General features: G+C 60.5%; 14 protein-coding genes. 4 read left to right on the top strand and 10 right to left on the bottom strand.

Annotation, left to right across the window (positions count from 1 at the left end):
- Positions 1 to 142: 142 nt before the first annotated feature.
- Both HZC36_07695 and pfkA read right to left on the bottom strand, forming a co-directional pair.
- Positions 143 to 2,278 carry a hypothetical protein gene (locus HZC36_07695; protein MBI5706858.1) on the bottom strand — a complete coding sequence of 712 codons (2,136 nt, stop codon included), beginning with the start codon at positions 2,276 to 2,278 and terminating at the stop codon, positions 143 to 145.
- A 185-nt stretch (positions 2,279 to 2,463) separates the two neighbouring features.
- Positions 2,464 to 3,426 (bottom strand): 6-phosphofructokinase, encoded by a 963-nt coding sequence (pfkA, locus tag HZC36_07690; GenBank protein MBI5706857.1) that lies wholly within the window; start codon positions 3,424 to 3,426, stop codon positions 2,464 to 2,466.
- A gap of 87 nt (positions 3,427 to 3,513) precedes the next feature.
- Between pfkA and HZC36_07685 the strand changes: the two genes are divergently transcribed.
- Positions 3,514 to 4,626 carry a DUF1385 domain-containing protein gene (locus HZC36_07685; GenBank protein MBI5706856.1) on the top strand — a complete coding sequence of 371 codons (1,113 nt, stop codon included), beginning with the start codon at positions 3,514 to 3,516 and terminating at the stop codon, positions 4,624 to 4,626.
- Between the two features lie 34 nt (positions 4,627 to 4,660).
- Positions 4,661 to 4,900 (top strand): hypothetical protein, encoded by a 240-nt coding sequence (locus HZC36_07680; GenBank protein ID MBI5706855.1) that lies wholly within the window; start codon positions 4,661 to 4,663, stop codon positions 4,898 to 4,900.
- A 40-nt stretch (positions 4,901 to 4,940) separates the two neighbouring features.
- On the opposite strand, the gene HZC36_07675 is transcribed toward HZC36_07680, so the two are convergent.
- The 4 genes from HZC36_07675 to HZC36_07660 form a co-directional block, all read right to left on the bottom strand.
- Positions 4,941 to 5,378 carry a response regulator gene (locus HZC36_07675; protein MBI5706854.1) on the bottom strand — a complete coding sequence of 146 codons (438 nt, stop codon included), beginning with the start codon at positions 5,376 to 5,378 and terminating at the stop codon, positions 4,941 to 4,943.
- 64 nt (positions 5,379 to 5,442) lie between these two features.
- Positions 5,443 to 6,102, bottom strand: coding sequence for an exosortase-associated EpsI family protein (locus tag HZC36_07670; protein MBI5706853.1), 660 nt, complete (start codon positions 6,100 to 6,102; stop codon positions 5,443 to 5,445).
- Positions 6,090 to 7,001, bottom strand: coding sequence for an exosortase/archaeosortase family protein (locus HZC36_07665; GenBank protein ID MBI5706852.1), 912 nt, complete (start codon positions 6,999 to 7,001; stop codon positions 6,090 to 6,092). Before HZC36_07665 ends, HZC36_07670 begins: the two co-directional genes overlap by 13 nt.
- Positions 7,002 to 7,131: 130 nt before the next feature.
- Positions 7,132 to 8,154 carry a glycosyltransferase gene (locus HZC36_07660; protein ID MBI5706851.1) on the bottom strand — a complete coding sequence of 341 codons (1,023 nt, stop codon included), beginning with the start codon at positions 8,152 to 8,154 and terminating at the stop codon, positions 7,132 to 7,134.
- A gap of 202 nt (positions 8,155 to 8,356) precedes the next feature.
- Here HZC36_07660 and HZC36_07655 point away from each other — a divergent pair, with 202 nt between their 5' ends.
- Entirely contained in the window at positions 8,357 to 9,544 is a 1,188-nt protein-coding gene (locus HZC36_07655; protein MBI5706850.1) for a glycosyltransferase family 4 protein, read from the top strand.
- A gap of 8 nt (positions 9,545 to 9,552) precedes the next feature.
- Here HZC36_07655 and HZC36_07650 read toward each other — a convergent pair whose 3' ends face one another.
- On the bottom strand, positions 9,553 to 10,698 hold the full coding sequence (locus HZC36_07650) for a glycosyltransferase family 4 protein (protein MBI5706849.1): 1,146 nt from the start codon (positions 10,696 to 10,698) through the stop codon (positions 9,553 to 9,555).
- Between the two features lie 129 nt (positions 10,699 to 10,827).
- On the opposite strand from HZC36_07650, the gene HZC36_07645 reads away from it, so the two are divergent.
- Positions 10,828 to 11,871, top strand: a complete 1,044-nt coding sequence (locus HZC36_07645) for an acyltransferase family protein (GenBank protein ID MBI5706848.1) — start codon at positions 10,828 to 10,830, stop codon at positions 11,869 to 11,871.
- Here the strand turns inward: HZC36_07645 and HZC36_07640 are convergent.
- The 3 genes from HZC36_07640 to HZC36_07630 are packed head-to-tail and all read right to left on the bottom strand — an operon-like array spanning position 11,868 to position 16,858.
- The gene (locus tag HZC36_07640; protein MBI5706847.1) at positions 11,868 to 13,391 is read right to left on the bottom strand and encodes a hypothetical protein; all 1,524 of its coding nucleotides are present in this window, start codon (positions 13,389 to 13,391) and stop codon (positions 11,868 to 11,870) included. The genes HZC36_07645 and HZC36_07640 overlap by 4 nt on opposite strands.
- Positions 13,392 to 13,421: 30 nt before the next feature.
- Positions 13,422 to 14,768 carry an O-antigen ligase family protein gene (locus HZC36_07635; GenBank protein MBI5706846.1) on the bottom strand — a complete coding sequence of 449 codons (1,347 nt, stop codon included), beginning with the start codon at positions 14,766 to 14,768 and terminating at the stop codon, positions 13,422 to 13,424.
- A gap of 14 nt (positions 14,769 to 14,782) precedes the next feature.
- Positions 14,783 to 16,858, bottom strand: coding sequence for a hypothetical protein (locus tag HZC36_07630; protein ID MBI5706845.1), 2,076 nt, complete (start codon positions 16,856 to 16,858; stop codon positions 14,783 to 14,785).
- Positions 16,859 to 16,910: the final 52 nt, after the last annotated feature.

The following is a 16,910-nucleotide window of genomic DNA, read 5'->3' as shown; positions in this document are numbered from 1 at the left end:
CTGACCAACCTCCCGCGGGCTTTGGGCTACAAAGGAGATCGCGGATCGAGCCAACCACGCTATAGGAGGTCGCGCGAAGGTAGGTGATGGGACAATGGGGACCCTGCAAAGTGTGTGCGCTGCCTCAGACTCTTGAGTCGCCTTAGCGTGGAGGCGGTTTGTGTTCGCCGCCCCACCGAGCACCCATACCATCAAGGAACTTCACTGTCGCTTCAAGCTTCTTCTGAACCTCATCCGGAAGCTGGTTAATCGGCACAGGCGCCTGCGTCGCCTTCCTTCGAGGTTCGGCAAAGTGCCCAACGACGAAGTGCCCGGGCGACAGAGCACACTTAAGCGTGATGAAGTTTTGCGGATGAAGCGTCACGGTCGCATTGGCCATCCCCCCTTCAGGTACACGCGGCGGCGGCCCGCTCCACATCATGGGGCCGCGAGTATTTTTGAGGTTCGTCGAGTAGAACTCATCGAATCGCGGGTCAAGCGGGTTGTGAAACACGGCGATCGTGTCCTCGCCGAATTCGGCTGACAGGCCCGCACCTTGGAGCAGGCCGTTTGGCAACTCTTCAGTAGGGCTTTCCTGGAAGAGCCCTCGGCGCGCCGAGCCCTCGATCTCGACGTTCACCCGAACACCGAAAACGATTCGCGAAGCGAGTTCTTTCTGATTCGGGGTGAGGCTTGCATAGGGGATTGTCTGACCGCCTTTCAGCAAACCAAGCTGTTCCGAGCTCAGGGTCGACAAGAGCCCGACAAAGTTCGACTGAAACGGCAGCTCAAAGGAGGCGTAGCTCGACCGATAGTCCGGATCGATCAACTGCACGAACAGCCCGGGAAACGACCTGTCGGCAGAATCGCCCAGTGGCGCGACGAGCGCCACGTATGTCAGTAGATCGATCCTGCCCTGGGTTCGGTAGGACATGGCGCAGGAGGCCATCGCCGCTCTGCTGGCGCGATGCGCCCAATGGCTGGCGAATCGGCGTGGCGCAAGCTCGATGAGCTTGTCGGTCTCGGCGATCCTCAGATCGGTGGACCTAAAGTAATCGTGCAAGTCCAAGGCCTCGTCGAAATCGAACCTGGTGTCGTCAGGCAAACACGCGATCACGCTCCTCTTATTGAAGTCAGCCAGTGTGCTCAACATCTCCTGGTTCCCAAGCCAAAGGGGCTCGTTCCTTTCGGGGTCGTCGAGGAAGCGTTGTAGCACCTTGATCGCGCCCTTGACCGATTCGCCGCTTCCCTTCATGCGCGCCCAAAGGGCCCGGGTTTCGGGGGATGGCGCCGGCGTAGGGAACTCCAGTTCCTTGGCTCCGAACAGAGCCTCCTTTTTGTCAAAGGTCGATGCGCCATCGCAATCGAAGCTCATGATGAGTTGGTCTTTTGAGCCGAATACTTGAACACTGAACCGGAAGGAGTCTTCGGAATAGCCGGAGACCGTCAGCAGGACCTCAGTGGGATTGCCTTCGAACGGCAAAGTCCTGGCCCACGGATCTGACCGAGCGCCAAATACGCTTCCCGGGCCGTTCGAGGCAAAGAACCGAATTGTGTGGTCCGTCCAAAACCGCGAATCGGCATCTTCGCCTTCCTTTAGGGGCTTCGTCTTCAAAGCCTTGCCCCATGCGACTTGCTCAGGTTGCAGGAGCCGCAAGGCGTCGACTGCCGACGGCGGGAGCTGCTTCTGCACCGCATTCGGGTGGAGCGCATACACGAGACAAGCCTGGGAAGGTAGCGTAGCCACCGGCCTAAGGTCGAGGCCCTGCAAACACCTTGCCAGCACGCGATAGACGGGATCGCACCGATCCAGCTCCTGGATTCGATCCCAAGTTCTCTGCTGTTGCTCTTCAGTGCGATTCTGATCCTCGTTGTTGTCCTCTAGAGCCGCTCGTTCTTTGACGATCCCGAGCAGGGTCCTCTCGTCGAACGGGACGCGGAGGCAATTGACAAGCTTTGCCCTCCACGAGTTCAGCAAGGTCAGTCTCCGGTCTGTCTCCCTCAGCGTTTCCCGCCGGATGATCGCCTGGGTACGCGCCAGAACATACGTGCCGTCATCCTTCTTCGACCATTCGGCCGCAGTGGTCCTGGCAAGCGAGTCCATGACGGCCTGAACCGAGAGTCCGTCGACCTTTAGGAAGACGGTTTCTGTTCCAACTGGTCCCGCGGTCTTCATCGGGAGCCCCGTTTCTTTGGCCAGGGCCGCAACGGCCATCTCCGCCCTTCCAACTTCGAAGCTGAATGTGACGGCCTCCTCGACTGCCGCGCACGCGAGGCACAGTGCGATCGGTAAGAACATGATTTCCTCCCTAGTCCTGGATTATGGACGCACCGGATCTCCGGGCCATACGTTGATTAGCGTAGAGCCAGTTAACCAAGGGGTGATGTCGGCGCTAACACGCCAAGGGCTGGTGCAGGCCGGTGTCCACCGAGGTCGCGATCCGCGATTCTTGTTCCTCCTGCCTTTGTCCCTCTGTCCGTTCGCTAGTGCGCCATCAGGTCGACGAGTTCCAGACGCTCGGGATCAACCTCACGGGTTGTCGCAAGCACATAGGCCAGGGGTGGCGAGACCAGCTCCCCGCTGACCACGCCGGCCATCTCGCCCGTGTGGCCGTCGATCAAGCGGTTCGCGGCGAACGCCCCAAGCCGCAGCGCCAGAACCCGGTCAAATGCCGTCGGGCTGCCACCGCGCTGCATGTGCCCCAAAACCAGGTAGCGGGTGTCGAATCCGGTGCGCTTTTCAATCAGCTCCTTGATGTCTGAGGCGCGCGCGGCCCCTTCCGCCACCACCAGGATGCTGCTCTTCTTGCCCCGCTCGCAGGACTTTCCCAACTCCTCGCAGATCGCACCAATCTGGTACTGCCGCTCTGGAATCAGAACGGCCTCCGCCCCAGCTGCCAGACCCGCTTCCAGCGCGATGAACCCGTTACGTCGCCCCATCACCTCGATCACGAACACGCGGTCGTGGGAGTAGGCCGTGTCACGGACGCGGTCGATCGCCTCCACCGCCGTGTTCACCGCCGTATCGAAGCCGATGCTGAAATCGGTGCCCGCAATGTCGTTGTCGATCGAGCCCGGCACGCCCATCACCGGGAACCCAAACTCGTTGTGGAGCATCAAGGCGCCCGTCAGCGACCCGTCGCCGCCGACCACCACCAGCCCCTCGACCCCCAGCGCCTTCATGGATTCGATCGCCTTGACACGGCCCTCGGTGGTCCTGAATTCGGCGCTGCGCGCCGAGCGAAGGATGGTCCCGCCCTTGTTGATGATGCCGCCCACCGCGCGCGAGTCCAACTCCATCCAGTCACTCTGGATGATCCCGTCATAGCCCCGAAGGAAGCCCGCGACGGAAACACCTCGCCGAAGCGCCGAGCGCACGATCCCTCTGACGGCCGCGTTCATGCCGGGCGAGTCGCCTCCGCTCGTGATCAAGCCGATCCGTTTCATCTTGGTCCCAATGTTAACATCGGCAGGATAGTCCTCGGTCCGCTCCCTCAACTGAGCCTGGTCCGCGAGTAGAATGAACGGTACTTCATGTCTGCGGACCCCTTGGCCACCCCGATCGGCGCGCTCACGCGACATGACGTCGCGCTCGACCCGGTCGACTCCCTCAGCAGGGCGGGACACATCTTCCGCGAAAACCCCGGCTGGCAGCTTCCGGTGGTCGATGAGGGGCGGCTCGTGGGAATTGTCACTGACGTCGCGCTCGCCAGGACCTTGGCCTCTGGCGCGGACTGGAAAGAGCCCGTCAGCTCGATCATGCTGCCCGCGGTGGACACCATCGAGCCCACAGCGACCGGCGCCGAAGCGCTGCGCCGACTCAGCGATCTGGGGCTTTCCCACCTGTTTGTGGTGAATGCAGACGGCTTCTACTTCGGCGCGGTGGGGGTGAGCGACCTGATGGAACTACCCTCCGAGCCGCCTAGGCCGCAACTGGTGGGTGGTATGGCCACGCCGTTCGGCGTGTATCTCACGAACGGTGAGCTGCAGGCCGGCGCATCGGGGTTTGCCCTGATTTGTACCGGCTTTTTGCTTTTCCTTCTTTTCGTGCTCGCCGACTACATTGGGATGGGCGTTGCCTCCCGTGTCCCGCAGTTTGCAGACACGCCGGCCGGCGATTTCTGGCTGCGAAACGCCCTGCCGCTCGCGGCCTTCCTTCTCTCCTTTCGCCTGCTGCCGATGGCGGGAATCCACGCAGCGGAGCACATGGCGGTCCATGCCATCGAGCGCGGCGAACCCCTGGAGCTCGAAGTGGTGAAGCGCATGCCCCGGATCCATCCCCGCTGCGGCACCAATATCGCGACCGGCGTCAGCCTGTTCGTCGGCATCCACCAGATCCACTGGATCCCCTACGAGGAGCTTCGCGTGGTCGTTGCGGCCATTGTGGCGCTCTTCGGCTGGCGGTCGATCGGGAGCCTGGTGCAGAAGTACATCACGACAAGACCCCCCACCGACAAGCACGTCTTGATGGGCATTCGCTCTGCGAAGGAGCTACTCGAGAAATACGCCGTCGAGCGGGGCCCGTATCCCGGAATGGGCCGCCGCATCTGGGCGAGCGGCATGCTCCACGCCATGGCCGGGTCGCTGATCGCAGGCTCAATCTACGCCGCGATCGAGTACACCTTCGGGCGATTGACGCTCCAGTAGGTATAATCTGTCGCTCAGGTCTGAAGGACAAACCGTGGAGATCACTTACCGTATTCTGCTTGCCCTGGGGGCGCTGGTCGCGTTTCTTTTCGCGATGCTGGTCATCGTCACCGGCAAGGGCGATGCCATGTCGGGCGGCGGATCGGTACGAACCACCTTCCGCGGCAAGGCCACGATCGACGACTTCATTTCCCGTATGATTCTGGGCCTTGGGATCGCCTTTTTTGCGATCATGATCGGGCTGGACTTCCTCAGCAACAAGATCGCGAAGTAGCGAAACGCCGGGAAGGACAACTTGCCGGAGCTCTGTCCGCCTATCCCTTTGCCTGGGTCGCGTGCTCCCACATTCCAAGGGTCTTGAGGTCCCTTCTGCGCTGGTTCATCGCTAGCTGCACCTTCTCCGCCAAAAGCTCAAAGGTGTCCACGCCGGGCTTGTTCTTCTCGACGTAATCGAACGCTCCGCGGCGCATGCATTCCACGGCGTTGGCCACATTCCCGTAGGCAGTCATCACGATGACTTCGGCAAGCAGATCGCGCGAGAACGCTGCCTGAAGCACTTCCAGGCCGCTCTCGGGGTTCTCCATGCTCATGTCCGTGATCACCACGTCATAAGGGGCGTCGGCTTGAAGGATCTTCAGAGTGCCCTGTTCCGAGTTGGCGGCCGGGGTGACGTCGATCCCGTCGCGCTTGAGTCTTCGCGTGACGGCCAACAGCACGTCCTCTTCGTCGTCGATCACTAGAACTCTTGCCACGGCAAGAGAGTATAGCTGAGGCGATGCAAAACGGAACGCCCGACAGGGGCGAATCCGAGCGCCGCTAGAAGTAGCCGCCGCTGCTTTTCTTGGCCTCTTCCAGATACTCGGCGATGAAGTGCTTCAGCTCCTCTTCGGTGCAGTTCGTGTTTCCCGGGATGAACCGATAGAAGACGCCATCCACGTCCGATCGGCCCAACAAGCGCTGGACGAACATGTCGAACTTGAGCTGAACGGTTGAGCCCTTGAAGCCAGTCGGACCTCGATAGAAATAAGCCGCAATCTGCCGGGTTCGCGGCCCCTCCATCACAACGAGGGTCGCCGGAATCGTGCCCCGAGTCTTGGTCTCAATCATGATGGGCCTCTCATCGAGGATCTTCCAGCGCTGCGCGGTGAAGCAGACCCTGGGATCGTGAAAGCTGGACCGGCTGCGGCTGGCAATGAGCACCGCGTCAAAGTCCCCCGATTTGCCCGAATAGGACCGTGCGACGATGCCGTAAGGCGTCAAGGTCTTGTATGTGGTCTCGTCCATCCGGTAGGACTGTTCGGGATTGTCCGCGCTGGTCGCGTAACCCATGTTCAGGACCACGTCGGGTGCGCGCTCTTCCATCCAGGCTTCCGTCTTGGGTTCGCTCGACGACGTGATGCCCGCATAGGTGTTGAATGCCCCAACGAGGATCAACGCAAGCGCGATGACATAGATACGTTTTTTCAGTCCTTCCATCCCAGACCTCGTGCGATTTTGAACAAGATGAAGAAGCAGATGAGCAGCGTAATGTAGCCGCTCCAATCGTGGAACGCCATCCCCGCGTCGGCACCAAACCCATCACCGACCATGCCAATCATGGCCACGCGGAGCCCGTTGATGAACAGCCCCAGCGGGATGATCATGCCGAACATCACCAGGTTTGACCACCACCTTAGGTTGGCGATCAGGGTGAAGAACACCGTAAAGGCCGTGACCGCGATGATCAGCTTGAAGCCGCTGCAGGGAACTCCGACATCGAGCGTGAAGTGGTCCAGGTAGATCGTCGTGCTGGCCTGATCGCGCATTGGGTTGAAGCCGAGCAGCTTGAGCAGGCTGAAGGCGACGCCGGTCGAGGTGCTCTGAAGAGGGTTCGTATAGACCTCGATGGCGAACGTCCAGATGGGAAGCGCGAACAAGAGGTAGAGGATGGGCAGCGCGAGCCCGGTCATCCAACGGAAGCCCGCGATCAGCCACGTCAGGAGCATCAGGGTGGCCACCAAGCTGAACGAGAGAAGGACCACAAGGTCCGCCGCAAAGGCCGCACGCAGGATGAAGAAGTTGAGCAATAGGAACGGAATGGCCAGCCATCCGAAGGTCACCGGACGGGACCTCAGCTTCTCCCAGTTCTTTCCGACGATATAAGCCGAAATAAACGGAACCAGGAATCCGTGGGAGTAATAGCCGTCGGGGCTGTCCCACAGGTCTGGAAGACCCATGAACAGGCTCCAATAGCACGCTGAGATGCCAATGGCCAGCGCGACGCCTGGCCAGAAGCCGGGGGACGCATAGGCGGCAAGGGCGCCGTTGATCGCCTTGTCGACAAAGGACTCCTCGCGCGGAGGCGGCCCTTCCATGGTTGCCTGATGATCTGTCATCGAACGCTATCCTTGTAACTCAAACGAAAAGGGTGCAAAGTTTGTGCCAGCGGGCCCTCAGCCCAAGTTCATACGCCCCTTGATTGGGGCTTCTCTCATCTCTTCTTGGCGATTCTACTGAAACGCCACGCTAGAACCATCGGTTCCACAAGTACTTCGGAACTCGGTTTATCCGATCGAGCCACTGGTGAGCCTGGGTTTCGAACGCAGCCATGAACCTACCTTCAAAATCGGTCCGTTCGACGAATTTCAGTACGTCGTCGCAGCTTTTGAGCCAAGTTTGTCTGCCTTGACGCAGCGCCTCAAGGCCATTGGAGCGGACTTCGTCCAGCTTCTCGAGGTCGATCTGCGCCGGACTTCTCAAATCATAGAGATATCCGGTCCGCTCATGCTCGAGGTATTCGTTCATGGTCGGCCGGTTCGGAGCCACGATGGCCGAACCAGAGGCCATCGCCTCCAGGAAAGACATTCCGATACCTTCGACCTTTCTGGGCGCGAGGTAGATGGTGCTGAGGGACGTGAGGTCCATGTATTCCTCCTTGCTGAGGTGCCCCCAAACCACCTCGACCTCGACGCTGCCCACCTTGGGCAATTTGGCGGCCTGTGCCCGATATCCGGGGTCCGGATCCACCTTGAGCACGACGCGATCGAGCTTTTGGCCGCCGATCAGCTTGGCCGCGGTGTCGATGCCAATCCCCGTTCTCTGCCAGATCATCAGGTTTCTGGCGCCGACCCTCTGCGGAGGGCCTTGAATCGAAGTCTCGGGGTAGTACTGAACCGGCAGGACGTCAAATTCCAGCCTCCCCAAGTCTTTGGTCATCCGCTCGCAGAAGGACACGATCCCCACGGGGAGCGTACGCATCAAAGCCCAAAACGATGCGGTCTTGTTGATCGCCGAGTCGTACATCGGAATCCAGATGAACGGCCGATTGAGCTTTCGCAGCTCCGGGATCGTGCCGACCGCCTGCCAGAAGAGGATCACGTCGGGCGAATGCTGCAGAATCTCCTCAGACGTGACGCGGCGGCCACCCCGCCAGCCGTGGTCCCACAGCCGGACGATCTCGTACTGGGTACCTAGCAGTTCAAGAAAGAAGTCGCTCGAACGGGTCTTCTGATGGAAAGAATGATCGATAAACGCCAGCCTTCTAGCCATCAGAACTCCCCTGCAATGGACGCTGCCAGCCTGAAGATCGTCACAGAGCGCCGGCTCGCTCCCTTGCGAAGCGGCGAGGAACGCGCAGGAAGAGCCCTGCCGCTCGGACCGGAATCAACTGCCCCCAGACCCGCGATCCACTTCATGCTATCCAAGCGTAAGGATACTTTACGGCAGCGGTGGGTAGGATAGACACTGTCGCATGGATCCCCTTAGAATCGTGGTAGCCCACAACCGCTATAAGCTGCGTGGTGGAGAGGATGGGGTCTTTGAGGCTGAAGTGGCCATGCTGAAAGGCGCGGGCCATTTGGTCACGACCTACGATGTGCACAACCGTCAGGTGGAGGATATCAGCCGCCTCGAACTGCTCCAAAACACCTTCTGGAGCCGGAAGTCGTATCGAGAGCTCTATGCGCTTGTCAAAGAGCATCGCGCCGACATCGTCCACTTTCACAACACGCTGCCGCTCATTTCTCCCGCAGGCTACTACGCGGCCAGGCGGGCCGGAGCCGCCACCGTTCAGACGCTCCACAATTTTCGCGTCACATGCGTCAACGGGCTTTTGTTCCGCGATGGACACGTCTGTGAGGCCTGCGTCGGCAAGTCCTTTGCGTGGCCCGGCGTCATGCACTCCTGCTATCGGGAGAGCCGGACAGCTTCGGCGATCGTTGCCGCGATGATTTGGTATCACCGAAAGCGGCGGACCTGGGCCACGCAAGTGGACCAGTACATCGCTCTGACCGCCTTTGCCAAGGCCAAGTACACCCAGGCGGGCCTGCCAGCCGAGAAGATCTCGATCAAACCCAACTTTGTGGACCCCGACCCTGGTGTGGGGAGCCACAAGGGCGGCTATGCCCTCTTTGTTGGGCGGCTGTCCCACGAAAAGGGCATCCAGCGCCTGCTCACCGCATGGGCGATCGTTCCGGATTCGCTCCAATTGAAGATCATCGGGGGCGGGCCGATGGAGGACGTCGTGGCCGACGCGGCACGCCGACGGCCTAACATCGAGTGGCTGGGACAGAAAGGGCCGGAAGAAGTTCGCGAAGCCATGAAGAGCGCCAAGGTGCTCATCATGCCTTCCCAGTGCTACGAGGGCTTTCCGCTCTCGGTCACCGAGGCGTTCGCCTGCGCGCTTCCGGTCATCGTTCCCGATCACGGTGGGATGGGCGTGATCGTCAAGTCCGGCGAAAACGGCTATAAGTTCATCCCCTCCAGCTCGCAGAACCTGGCGGAAGTGGTTCAGAACGTCATGCAAGATGAAAAGGCGCTGGAGGCCGTACAGAAGCGCTGCAGGAGCGATTTCATCGAGGAATACTCAGCTCCCAGCAACATCCGGCAGATGGAGGCGGTGTACCAAAAGGCGCTCGCCGAGCGGCGAAAGGAGCGGTGAAGCGCCCCTCAGCTATCGAGCCCCATGCACTCCAAAAGCCTGCGGCGCTCGACCTCGAACGAAAACCCCGCTTGCACCCTCTCATATCCGGCCTTTCCCATCGTGAGGCATTCTTGTTGCGAGTTGTAAAGCCGCTCGATCGCCGCCGCCATTCCAGACAGGTCCCCCTCATCCACCAGGATTCCCGTCTTGCCCTCGACGACGGCGTCCATGATGCCCGCATGGCGAGTTGAAACCACCGGCAAACCCATGGACATCGCTTCCAGCACGGCGACCGGAAGACCCTCTTCGTCGCCCGTTTCGGGGTCGACGCGGCTGTGCTGGACGAACAGGTCCGCCTTGGCCATGAGTTCACCCACAAAGGTGTGCGGCTTGGCCCCGTGAAGGGTGACTTGCGAGCCGACCCCCAACCGCTCTACGGCCGCCAGGCACTCGGACATCAGGGCGCCGTAGCCCACCAGGTCGAGCCGCATGTTGGGGCAGGTCTTGAGTGCCATCGAAACGGCCTCGATCGTCAAGTGGGGAGCTTTCTTGCCTACCAAACGACCCACGGCGACCAGCCGAAACTCGGGGCCGCGCGTTCGCTCCCTCCATTCAGCCCTATAGTGGCTGCCGCACGGGATGGTCTCGATGATCGAATCCTTGATCCCGACTTTCACCAGACGGTCCTTCAGGTGCGAAGATACGACGAAAATACCGTCAATCGCATTCAGTGCCTGATACCGTTCCACCCACTTGGGGTCCTTGAGGTACGAACTGACGTCGTAGCCAAGCCCCCTGCCGTAGACGCGGACGCCCGCCGCCTTGAGCGCGGGGAGGTATCTCCAGGTGACGTCGAGATACTCCACCATCACCGCTTCGACCTGGTGCTCCTTCAGAAAGCGCGCAATCTTCTTGGCCTCGGCGGCCTTGCCAAGCGTGAGGCGGTAGATCCGCCGCCACAGGCGCACCCATTTGGGAGCGTCGCCCTCAAGCTCAAGAACCGGACCCGACGCGTCCCAGGCCCTCTTGCTCGCGGTCTGCCTTCTGAGGCATACCACGCTGGTCCCGCCAGACAAGACCTCCTCGACGTGCCCGCGAACGAAGGTCTCCGAGGCTTGCCCGATAACAGGGGTCAGGATGCAAAGGGGCGTGGCCTTGGGGCTGTTGGGCATGAAAAGGAATGTACCTGCGTTCTCTGGCCGCCGATTGCGACAAAGGAAGGCGGTTGCTTCGTCCCTATCAGGAGCCCTGCTACACCTTTGACTTGATAGACTGAAAAGAATCTCGACACATTCCGTATCATGGCCACACCCTCCCAAGAACCCAAGGCATCCATCGCTTGGCTTGATAGCGCGCGCATCGTTGCGCTGTTTGCCGTTGTGGTCATCCATGCTTCAGCGCCCGTGATGGAAGACCACGCGATCGGATCGATGGCCTGGTGGTTTGCGAACGCTTGGGACGCCCTCAGCCGGTGGTGCGTGCCCGTGCTGGTGATGATCAGCGGCGCACTCCTCCTGGACCCCTCCAAACAAGAGTCGCTCAGCACCTTCTATGGCAAGAGAATGTCGAGGATCCTTGTCCCGACGCTCTTCTGGTCGGCATTCTATCTGGGCTGGACCGCCCTCCGCGAGCGGGCGAAGGGCCATCCCGTGAGTCCACAAGAACTCCTGGGGAGCCTGCTGGACGGGGCTCCTTACTATCACATGTGGTTCATGTTCATGCTGGTGTTCCTATACCTGTTCACGCCGTACCTGCGAAAAGTCGTGGCAGGATGCAGCCGGAGTGAGCTGTCGATCTTAACGGCCGTGTTGTTCGTCTACGCGGCGGGCGTACAAGGGTATCGAGAATACAACCAGATAGGCTCGGGACCCTTTCCACTCTGGTTCCTTTCGTACCTCCCCTATTTCCTCATGGGCTACTTGGTGCGAACCGACAAAAGGAAACCCTCAAAGGCCATGCTCGCCGCCGCCTGGCTGCTCTTCTGCTGCGCGACCGCCGGTGGCTACTTCGCCGTGCTGTCTCAACGTGGGCAGACGAACTACGACTACTTCTATGGCTACTTCAGCGTGACGGTCATCCCATGCTCGATCGCGATGATGTACTTGCTCAAAGACTGGACCTTGCCCGGGCGGGCCGCCAACTTCGCAAAGTCGACCGCAGGACTCACGTTTGGCGTCTATTTGATCCACGCAGCGATCCTGGGAGTGATCGGGCAATCGCCGCTCAGCCCGAGCCGCTTCCTGGCTGGGGCATCGATCCCTCTCGCGTCGGCAGGGGCCTTCCTCTTGGCCCTGGTCATGGCAATTGGTATCTCCAAAGTCCCGGTGCTGCGGCGAACGATCTAGGGCTCCGGGACGGATGGATCGTTCGATCCAAGCCATGCGGCAATACGGGGCAAACGCCTCCGTAAGGCGGAAGGAACAGGGATACGCAGCAGCTTGATCTCGAGGGCGAAGCAGAGCCCCACGGCAAGCGGCGCCGTCAGCAGCCAACCCACATGAGCCCACGTGCCGGACATTTGAGACGCGCCCCACGCCGCAACCAGTGAAATCGATGCCCCACAGGCTAGCGTGCAGAAGAACGTAAGGAGCACCCGCCAAACCCGCAGATCTGGTGCGACTCGGTTCCTCACCGTGAAGACCAGTGGAATCAATAGAGCCACAGAAAGGCACGCGTTCATCGCGCCGACGCCGCCGATCCCGAACCATCGAACCATTGGAGCCGTCAGCAGGGCGGTCAGGGTCATGTTGGTGGCGAAGAAGGGGATCAAACGGTCCATCCTGCCTTGGGCAAAGTGTGCGATCCCCGTGATGTTGGCTACCAGGTCGGAGGCTTTGCATAGTCCAAGCCAGAAGGTGGCTGCCGCCACTCCCGGAAGCACGTCGCTGCCACTCCAAATCCTGACGATCGAAAGACCGTAGCCTCCCCCGACAAGGGCGCACGAGGTGCCAAGCGCCGCGCCCGCCAGGATGTTCCGTTCGATCGTTCGAGCACGATCGGCCTCTTGCCGAACGACGGCTGCCGAGATCGGCGGAAACATCATCTGGTAGATCGGGACGAGCAGCTCCTGGAAGAACTGGGCCACCCGGAAGCACAGGGCATAGGTCGTAAGCACGCCTGGCATCACGTTTGCAATGATCACGCGGTCCAAGGAGCCTGCCAGCGAGGCGCTGAGACGTGCCGGGTAAGCGCGGATACCTACACCGAAGAGCCGTTTCGCGACCTCGGGTGTACTGATGGGAACGGAGTCTGGAATTCCCCAAAACGGCCTCGTCAGCACGAGCCCAAGTCCCACACTGAACACTAAGCCGGAGGCCATGCCGATCAGCACGCCCTCCGGAGTCCTGGAGACCACCGCGCCAACCATCCCGAGTCCTGGCACGGCCAGACCGTTCGACGCCGTCAGAATCCCGAGCCTCGTGAAAGCCGAGGCGCCGGTGAGCAGCGCGTTTAGGGCCATGAGGGCCAGCGTTCCGGCAAGGTGGAACCAGGCCACCGTGGCAAAGAGCCTGAGATCGCCGCTGTGTACGCCTTGAAACCCGAAGGGGAGCCACTTCGACACGGCGGCATAAATCGGAACGCCGGCCAGAGCCGCCAACAACAGCAGCTTGGAAACCAACTTGCAGACCGAGGGAACCTCGCGTCGGCGCTCGGTGGCCATGCAGTCAAGAACTTCGCGCTGAAAGGCATTGATCACGCCCAGCTCGATGAGGGCCACGTACGCCATGACGACCGTAAAGTAGTCGAAAACGCCAAAAGAGCTGTTTCCAAGGACTCTGACATAAGTCCCAATGGCGAGGACCTGCATCACCATTGCCACGACCTTGGCGGAAGTGAGGATGGCGGCGTCTTTGATTCGGCTCACAGTGGTTGGTTCGCTGCCGTTTCTTGCGTATTACGCCTTGAGGCCGTAGCTGGCCTGCGTGAAGTCGCTTTGCTCTTGAGTGGTGCGCATGAAGAGTCCTGCAGTCAGCAGGAAGACATAGAACGAGGTCTCCCAGTGCAGCACCGTGTTGCCCATCATCCCCAGGGCGATGCACGTCGCCATCAGAGCCAGGGAGATCACGAGTCCCTTCCGCTGCGCGCTTTCCTGCGGTTTGGGGAGGATGAGCATCGGCGAGAAGATCGTGGCTCCAATGGCGATCATGCCAAGGAGGAGACCGACGACGCCGAATTGCGCCTGAAGTGCCAACCAGCCTTGCTCCAGAGCGCGCTCCAAGGAATACTTGTCCGCGAAGATCGAACGGTTCGAGATGACGGACGGGTCTGGGCCCACACCCGTCCAAGGGAAGTCCTTGAGGATCGCGTTGGCTTGGTTCCAGGCGACCGAGGAGCGGTATCTCAGGTTCGCCGCACTGAGGAAGCTCTCGCCAAAAATGTAGGCAAGTCGGTTGTATGCTACGGCGAGGAGCACTCCAATGCCTGCGAAGATCCCCGAGATGATCGCAGGCGCCCTCTCGCGTTCACTGCGAATGAGGAAGAAGAGATAAAAGGCAAAGACCAGTAGGAGCCCCGGAAGGTGGGTGCGGGCTTGCGCAATGAACGAGCCGCCCACAAAGAAGAAGAAGCCGAAATGCTCCCAGGCCGAGAGCTTTCGCACCGCGAGCTGGCCCACGAACCACGCGGCCACCAGCGCATCCGGTAACGCGCTGTTGCCGCTAAATGTGTAGAAACCTGCCGCCCGCGTTCCGGCGCGCTGGTCCCAGTTCTGCAGGTCGTAACCTAGAGTGTCGGCCTGAGATAGGGCAAACGCCGGTGCGAAGTGAACGAACTGCAGGTACTGGACGAGGGCGTTTGCGCCGCACACGACGATGATCGTGCGCATCAGGTGAAGTCGTTGGCTCGGCTGAATCTGGATCAGAATCGAGGCCACGAAGAACATATAGATGTAGCGCAGGAACAGCAGGTCCGCATAGTTGAACGGGATGCTGCGCCCAAACGTCGCCGATACGAACGCCGAGCTGAACGTTCCCCAAATCTGAAGAAACAGGAGAAGCGCAACGGGGAGACACCACCGCGCTTGAACGCGGTATCGCACAAACGCGATAACCAGCCACAGGGCACCAAGGACGACCGATCCGTTTCGGATAATCGTGACGGCCTGAAGAAAGTTGGCGAACACATACGAGCCCGCGAATGGCAGAACCACCAAAATGTGCGCCCACCAGATGAACCCGACGTTCACGTCCTGTCCGGCCTTTTGGCCGAGTACAGGTCGTGTTGGGGCTGCGGTGATCGCCATGCTGTACGGAGTTCCTAAGCCGCCGATCGTCCGGCTTGGCCGGTGAACGGCTCCTCGCCCGGCGTCGCTTCAGCCAGCACGACGCCGACTTCCTTGGCTCCGGCGCGCTTCATCAGTTCACAAGCCATCGGGATGTTCCGGAATGGCGTCCTTCGTGCAGACACCACCAGGAACACTTGGTCCACCTGAGAACCGATCAATGCCGCGTCAGACGATCCGTCGCAAGCTGGGACCACGTACACGACCAAGTCGAACCTCTCTTGAAGCCCGGCTGCGAGCGTGGCCAGTGTTGTCAGGCCGAAGTCGGAGACCACGGAGCCGCCGGTTTCGCCAACTGGCAAGACGGAAAGCCCGCTGTGCTTGGTCGCATATCCGATGGCATCCGAATCTCCGGAAGGCAGAGCCGCTTTGGAGAGCATTTCAGCCACACCGGACTTGTCCGACATTTCGAATGCGGACGAGATCAGGCTGTCGCCGAAATCGCAGTCCACGAGCAGCACGCGCTTGCCCATCTTCGCCGATGCAATCGCAAACTCAGTCGCCGGCTGGGCCCGATTGACTCCGGTAACGCTCGTGAATACGGCGGAGCCAAGGTCGGAGCTTTCCGAGGCCAGCAACGAGATCGCCAGGTATCGAAAGGCCTCGCTCGGACCCTTGTTTCCTTGCGCGAGGGCCATCGTTCGCTGCCTCGGCGTACCTCGAGTCAGAATGGGCATGGAGGCGACCACCGGCAGTCCCGTAAGATCGTGAAGCTGGGAGGCCGTATGGATTCGGACCTTCATCGTTTCCAGGCTGAAGCTGTAGACCGTTCCAAGGCAAATCCCTGCGACCAGGCAGATCAAGGTCAGCTTCACTGCGTCTGGCGCGACAGGTTCTCGAGGAGGAACGGCGTCGAAGAACACCTCCGCCGCGGCTGCCGCAGTGTTCTCTCGCGTCACAAGCTCTTCGGCGACGCTCTTATAGCGGGAGTAGCTGCCCTCCAAGATGGCTCGCTCGCGCTCGAGCTCACGGATCGCAGAGCTGTCTAGGATGATCGAGTTCTTCTGGTTTTCATTGACCTGGGCCGCCTGCTGCTGCTGGGTCAAAGCCCGCTTAAGGCCCTTGAGGCGCGATTCGTTGGTGGCGACCCTCAAGCGCACCTGCTCCGTCACGGTGTCCAAATTGTCAAGCGAACCGGCGATCACGTCAGGGTTGTTGGTCCGCTCGCGCGTCAGCCGCCCCTGTATGTCTTGAATGGCTGCGTCCAGTTCCCGCACCGCTGGAGCATCGTCCATATAGCGTCCCGCTAGTTCGGCGCGCCTCTTCTGAAGGTCGGTGAGATAGCCCTCCAGTTGCTGGACCACCGGGTTGCGGGTGGTCTGGACTTGGCTCTTGTGGCGCGCCGAGAGGTCCTTTAGGAGCCTCTTGTCGGATTGGAGCTCACCTTCAAGCTGGCCGATGCCCGCCATCGTGTCGCTGACCTCTTTGGCGAAGGCGAACGTTGCGTTCGTTACGGCACCCTGCGCGGTCTCCCACTGGGCGACTCTGTTCTTGAGACGATAGTCCTCGAGGGCCTTGTCAGCTTCTTTCAGCTTGATTTGCAGCGCCGACACGTTGCCGTTGACGTAATCCACGGCTTTTGCCACGCGCTCGTTCATGGTTCGACGCCGGGTCTCGTTATAGACCACGGCGATCTCGTTGGCGATGTCCGCCGCAAGCTGGGGATCGGTGTATTTGACCGACAAAATCGCAATGTTGGAAATCAGGTTGACCTGTCGCTGGTTCTGGACGTCGTAGGTCGCATAGAGCTCCTGGAACTTGTTCACCAAGCCGGGGTCTCCGCGACGGTCCGCGACGTTTTGAAGCGCCCGGAAGAACACGCCCTGCCCCCGAAGGAGGTCCGATTCGCTCATGGGGTCCTGGGCCACGCCAGGATACAGGATGTTGGCCACGTCGTCCGGAACGCTCGATGCCCCTACCCTCATGGACGTCCCGACGATCAAGCCCGTCTGAGCTTCATAGATTTTGGGGCTTAGTACAGACAGGACGAGTCCTGCAATCAGACCTAGAACCCCGAAGAAGGCTATTCGACGAAAGTGAACCTTATACATCGCAAGAGAACCTGATCAATGGGACTGTGTTTTGTGCCCTGTCGTTCGGCGT

It is taken from the genome of Armatimonadota bacterium, assembly GCA_016223145.1.
Taxonomy (GTDB): Bacteria; Armatimonadota; Fimbriimonadia; order Fimbriimonadales; family Fimbriimonadaceae; genus Nitrosymbiomonas.
The sequence above is the reverse complement of the archived record's forward strand: the minus strand, read 5'-3'. Positions and strand labels throughout refer to the sequence as shown.

Excerpts from the sequence above, each read along its gene's own strand:
- HZC36_07665 (MBI5706852.1), bottom strand. The coding sequence starts at position 7,001 with ATGACAGATCATCAGGCAACCATGGAAGGGCCGCCTCCGCGCGAGGAG.
- HZC36_07645 (MBI5706848.1), top strand. The coding sequence starts at position 10,828 with ATGGCCACACCCTCCCAAGAACCCAAGGCATCCATCGCTTGGCTTGAT.
- HZC36_07655 (MBI5706850.1), top strand. The coding sequence starts at position 8,357 with ATGGATCCCCTTAGAATCGTGGTAGCCCACAACCGCTATAAGCTGCGT.
- HZC36_07695 (MBI5706858.1), bottom strand. The coding sequence starts at position 2,278 with ATGTTCTTACCGATCGCACTGTGCCTCGCGTGCGCGGCAGTCGAGGAG.
- HZC36_07660 (MBI5706851.1), bottom strand. The coding sequence starts at position 8,154 with ATGGCTAGAAGGCTGGCGTTTATCGATCATTCTTTCCATCAGAAGACC.
- HZC36_07635 (MBI5706846.1), bottom strand. The coding sequence starts at position 14,768 with ATGGCGATCACCGCAGCCCCAACACGACCTGTACTCGGCCAAAAGGCC.
- HZC36_07630 (MBI5706845.1), bottom strand. The coding sequence starts at position 16,858 with ATGTATAAGGTTCACTTTCGTCGAATAGCCTTCTTCGGGGTTCTAGGT.
- HZC36_07650 (MBI5706849.1), bottom strand. The coding sequence starts at position 10,698 with ATGCCCAACAGCCCCAAGGCCACGCCCCTTTGCATCCTGACCCCTGTT.
- HZC36_07670 (MBI5706853.1), bottom strand. The coding sequence starts at position 6,102 with ATGGAAGGACTGAAAAAACGTATCTATGTCATCGCGCTTGCGTTGATC.
- pfkA (MBI5706857.1), bottom strand. The coding sequence starts at position 3,426 with ATGAAACGGATCGGCTTGATCACGAGCGGAGGCGACTCGCCCGGCATG.
- HZC36_07685 (MBI5706856.1), top strand. The coding sequence starts at position 3,514 with ATGTCTGCGGACCCCTTGGCCACCCCGATCGGCGCGCTCACGCGACAT.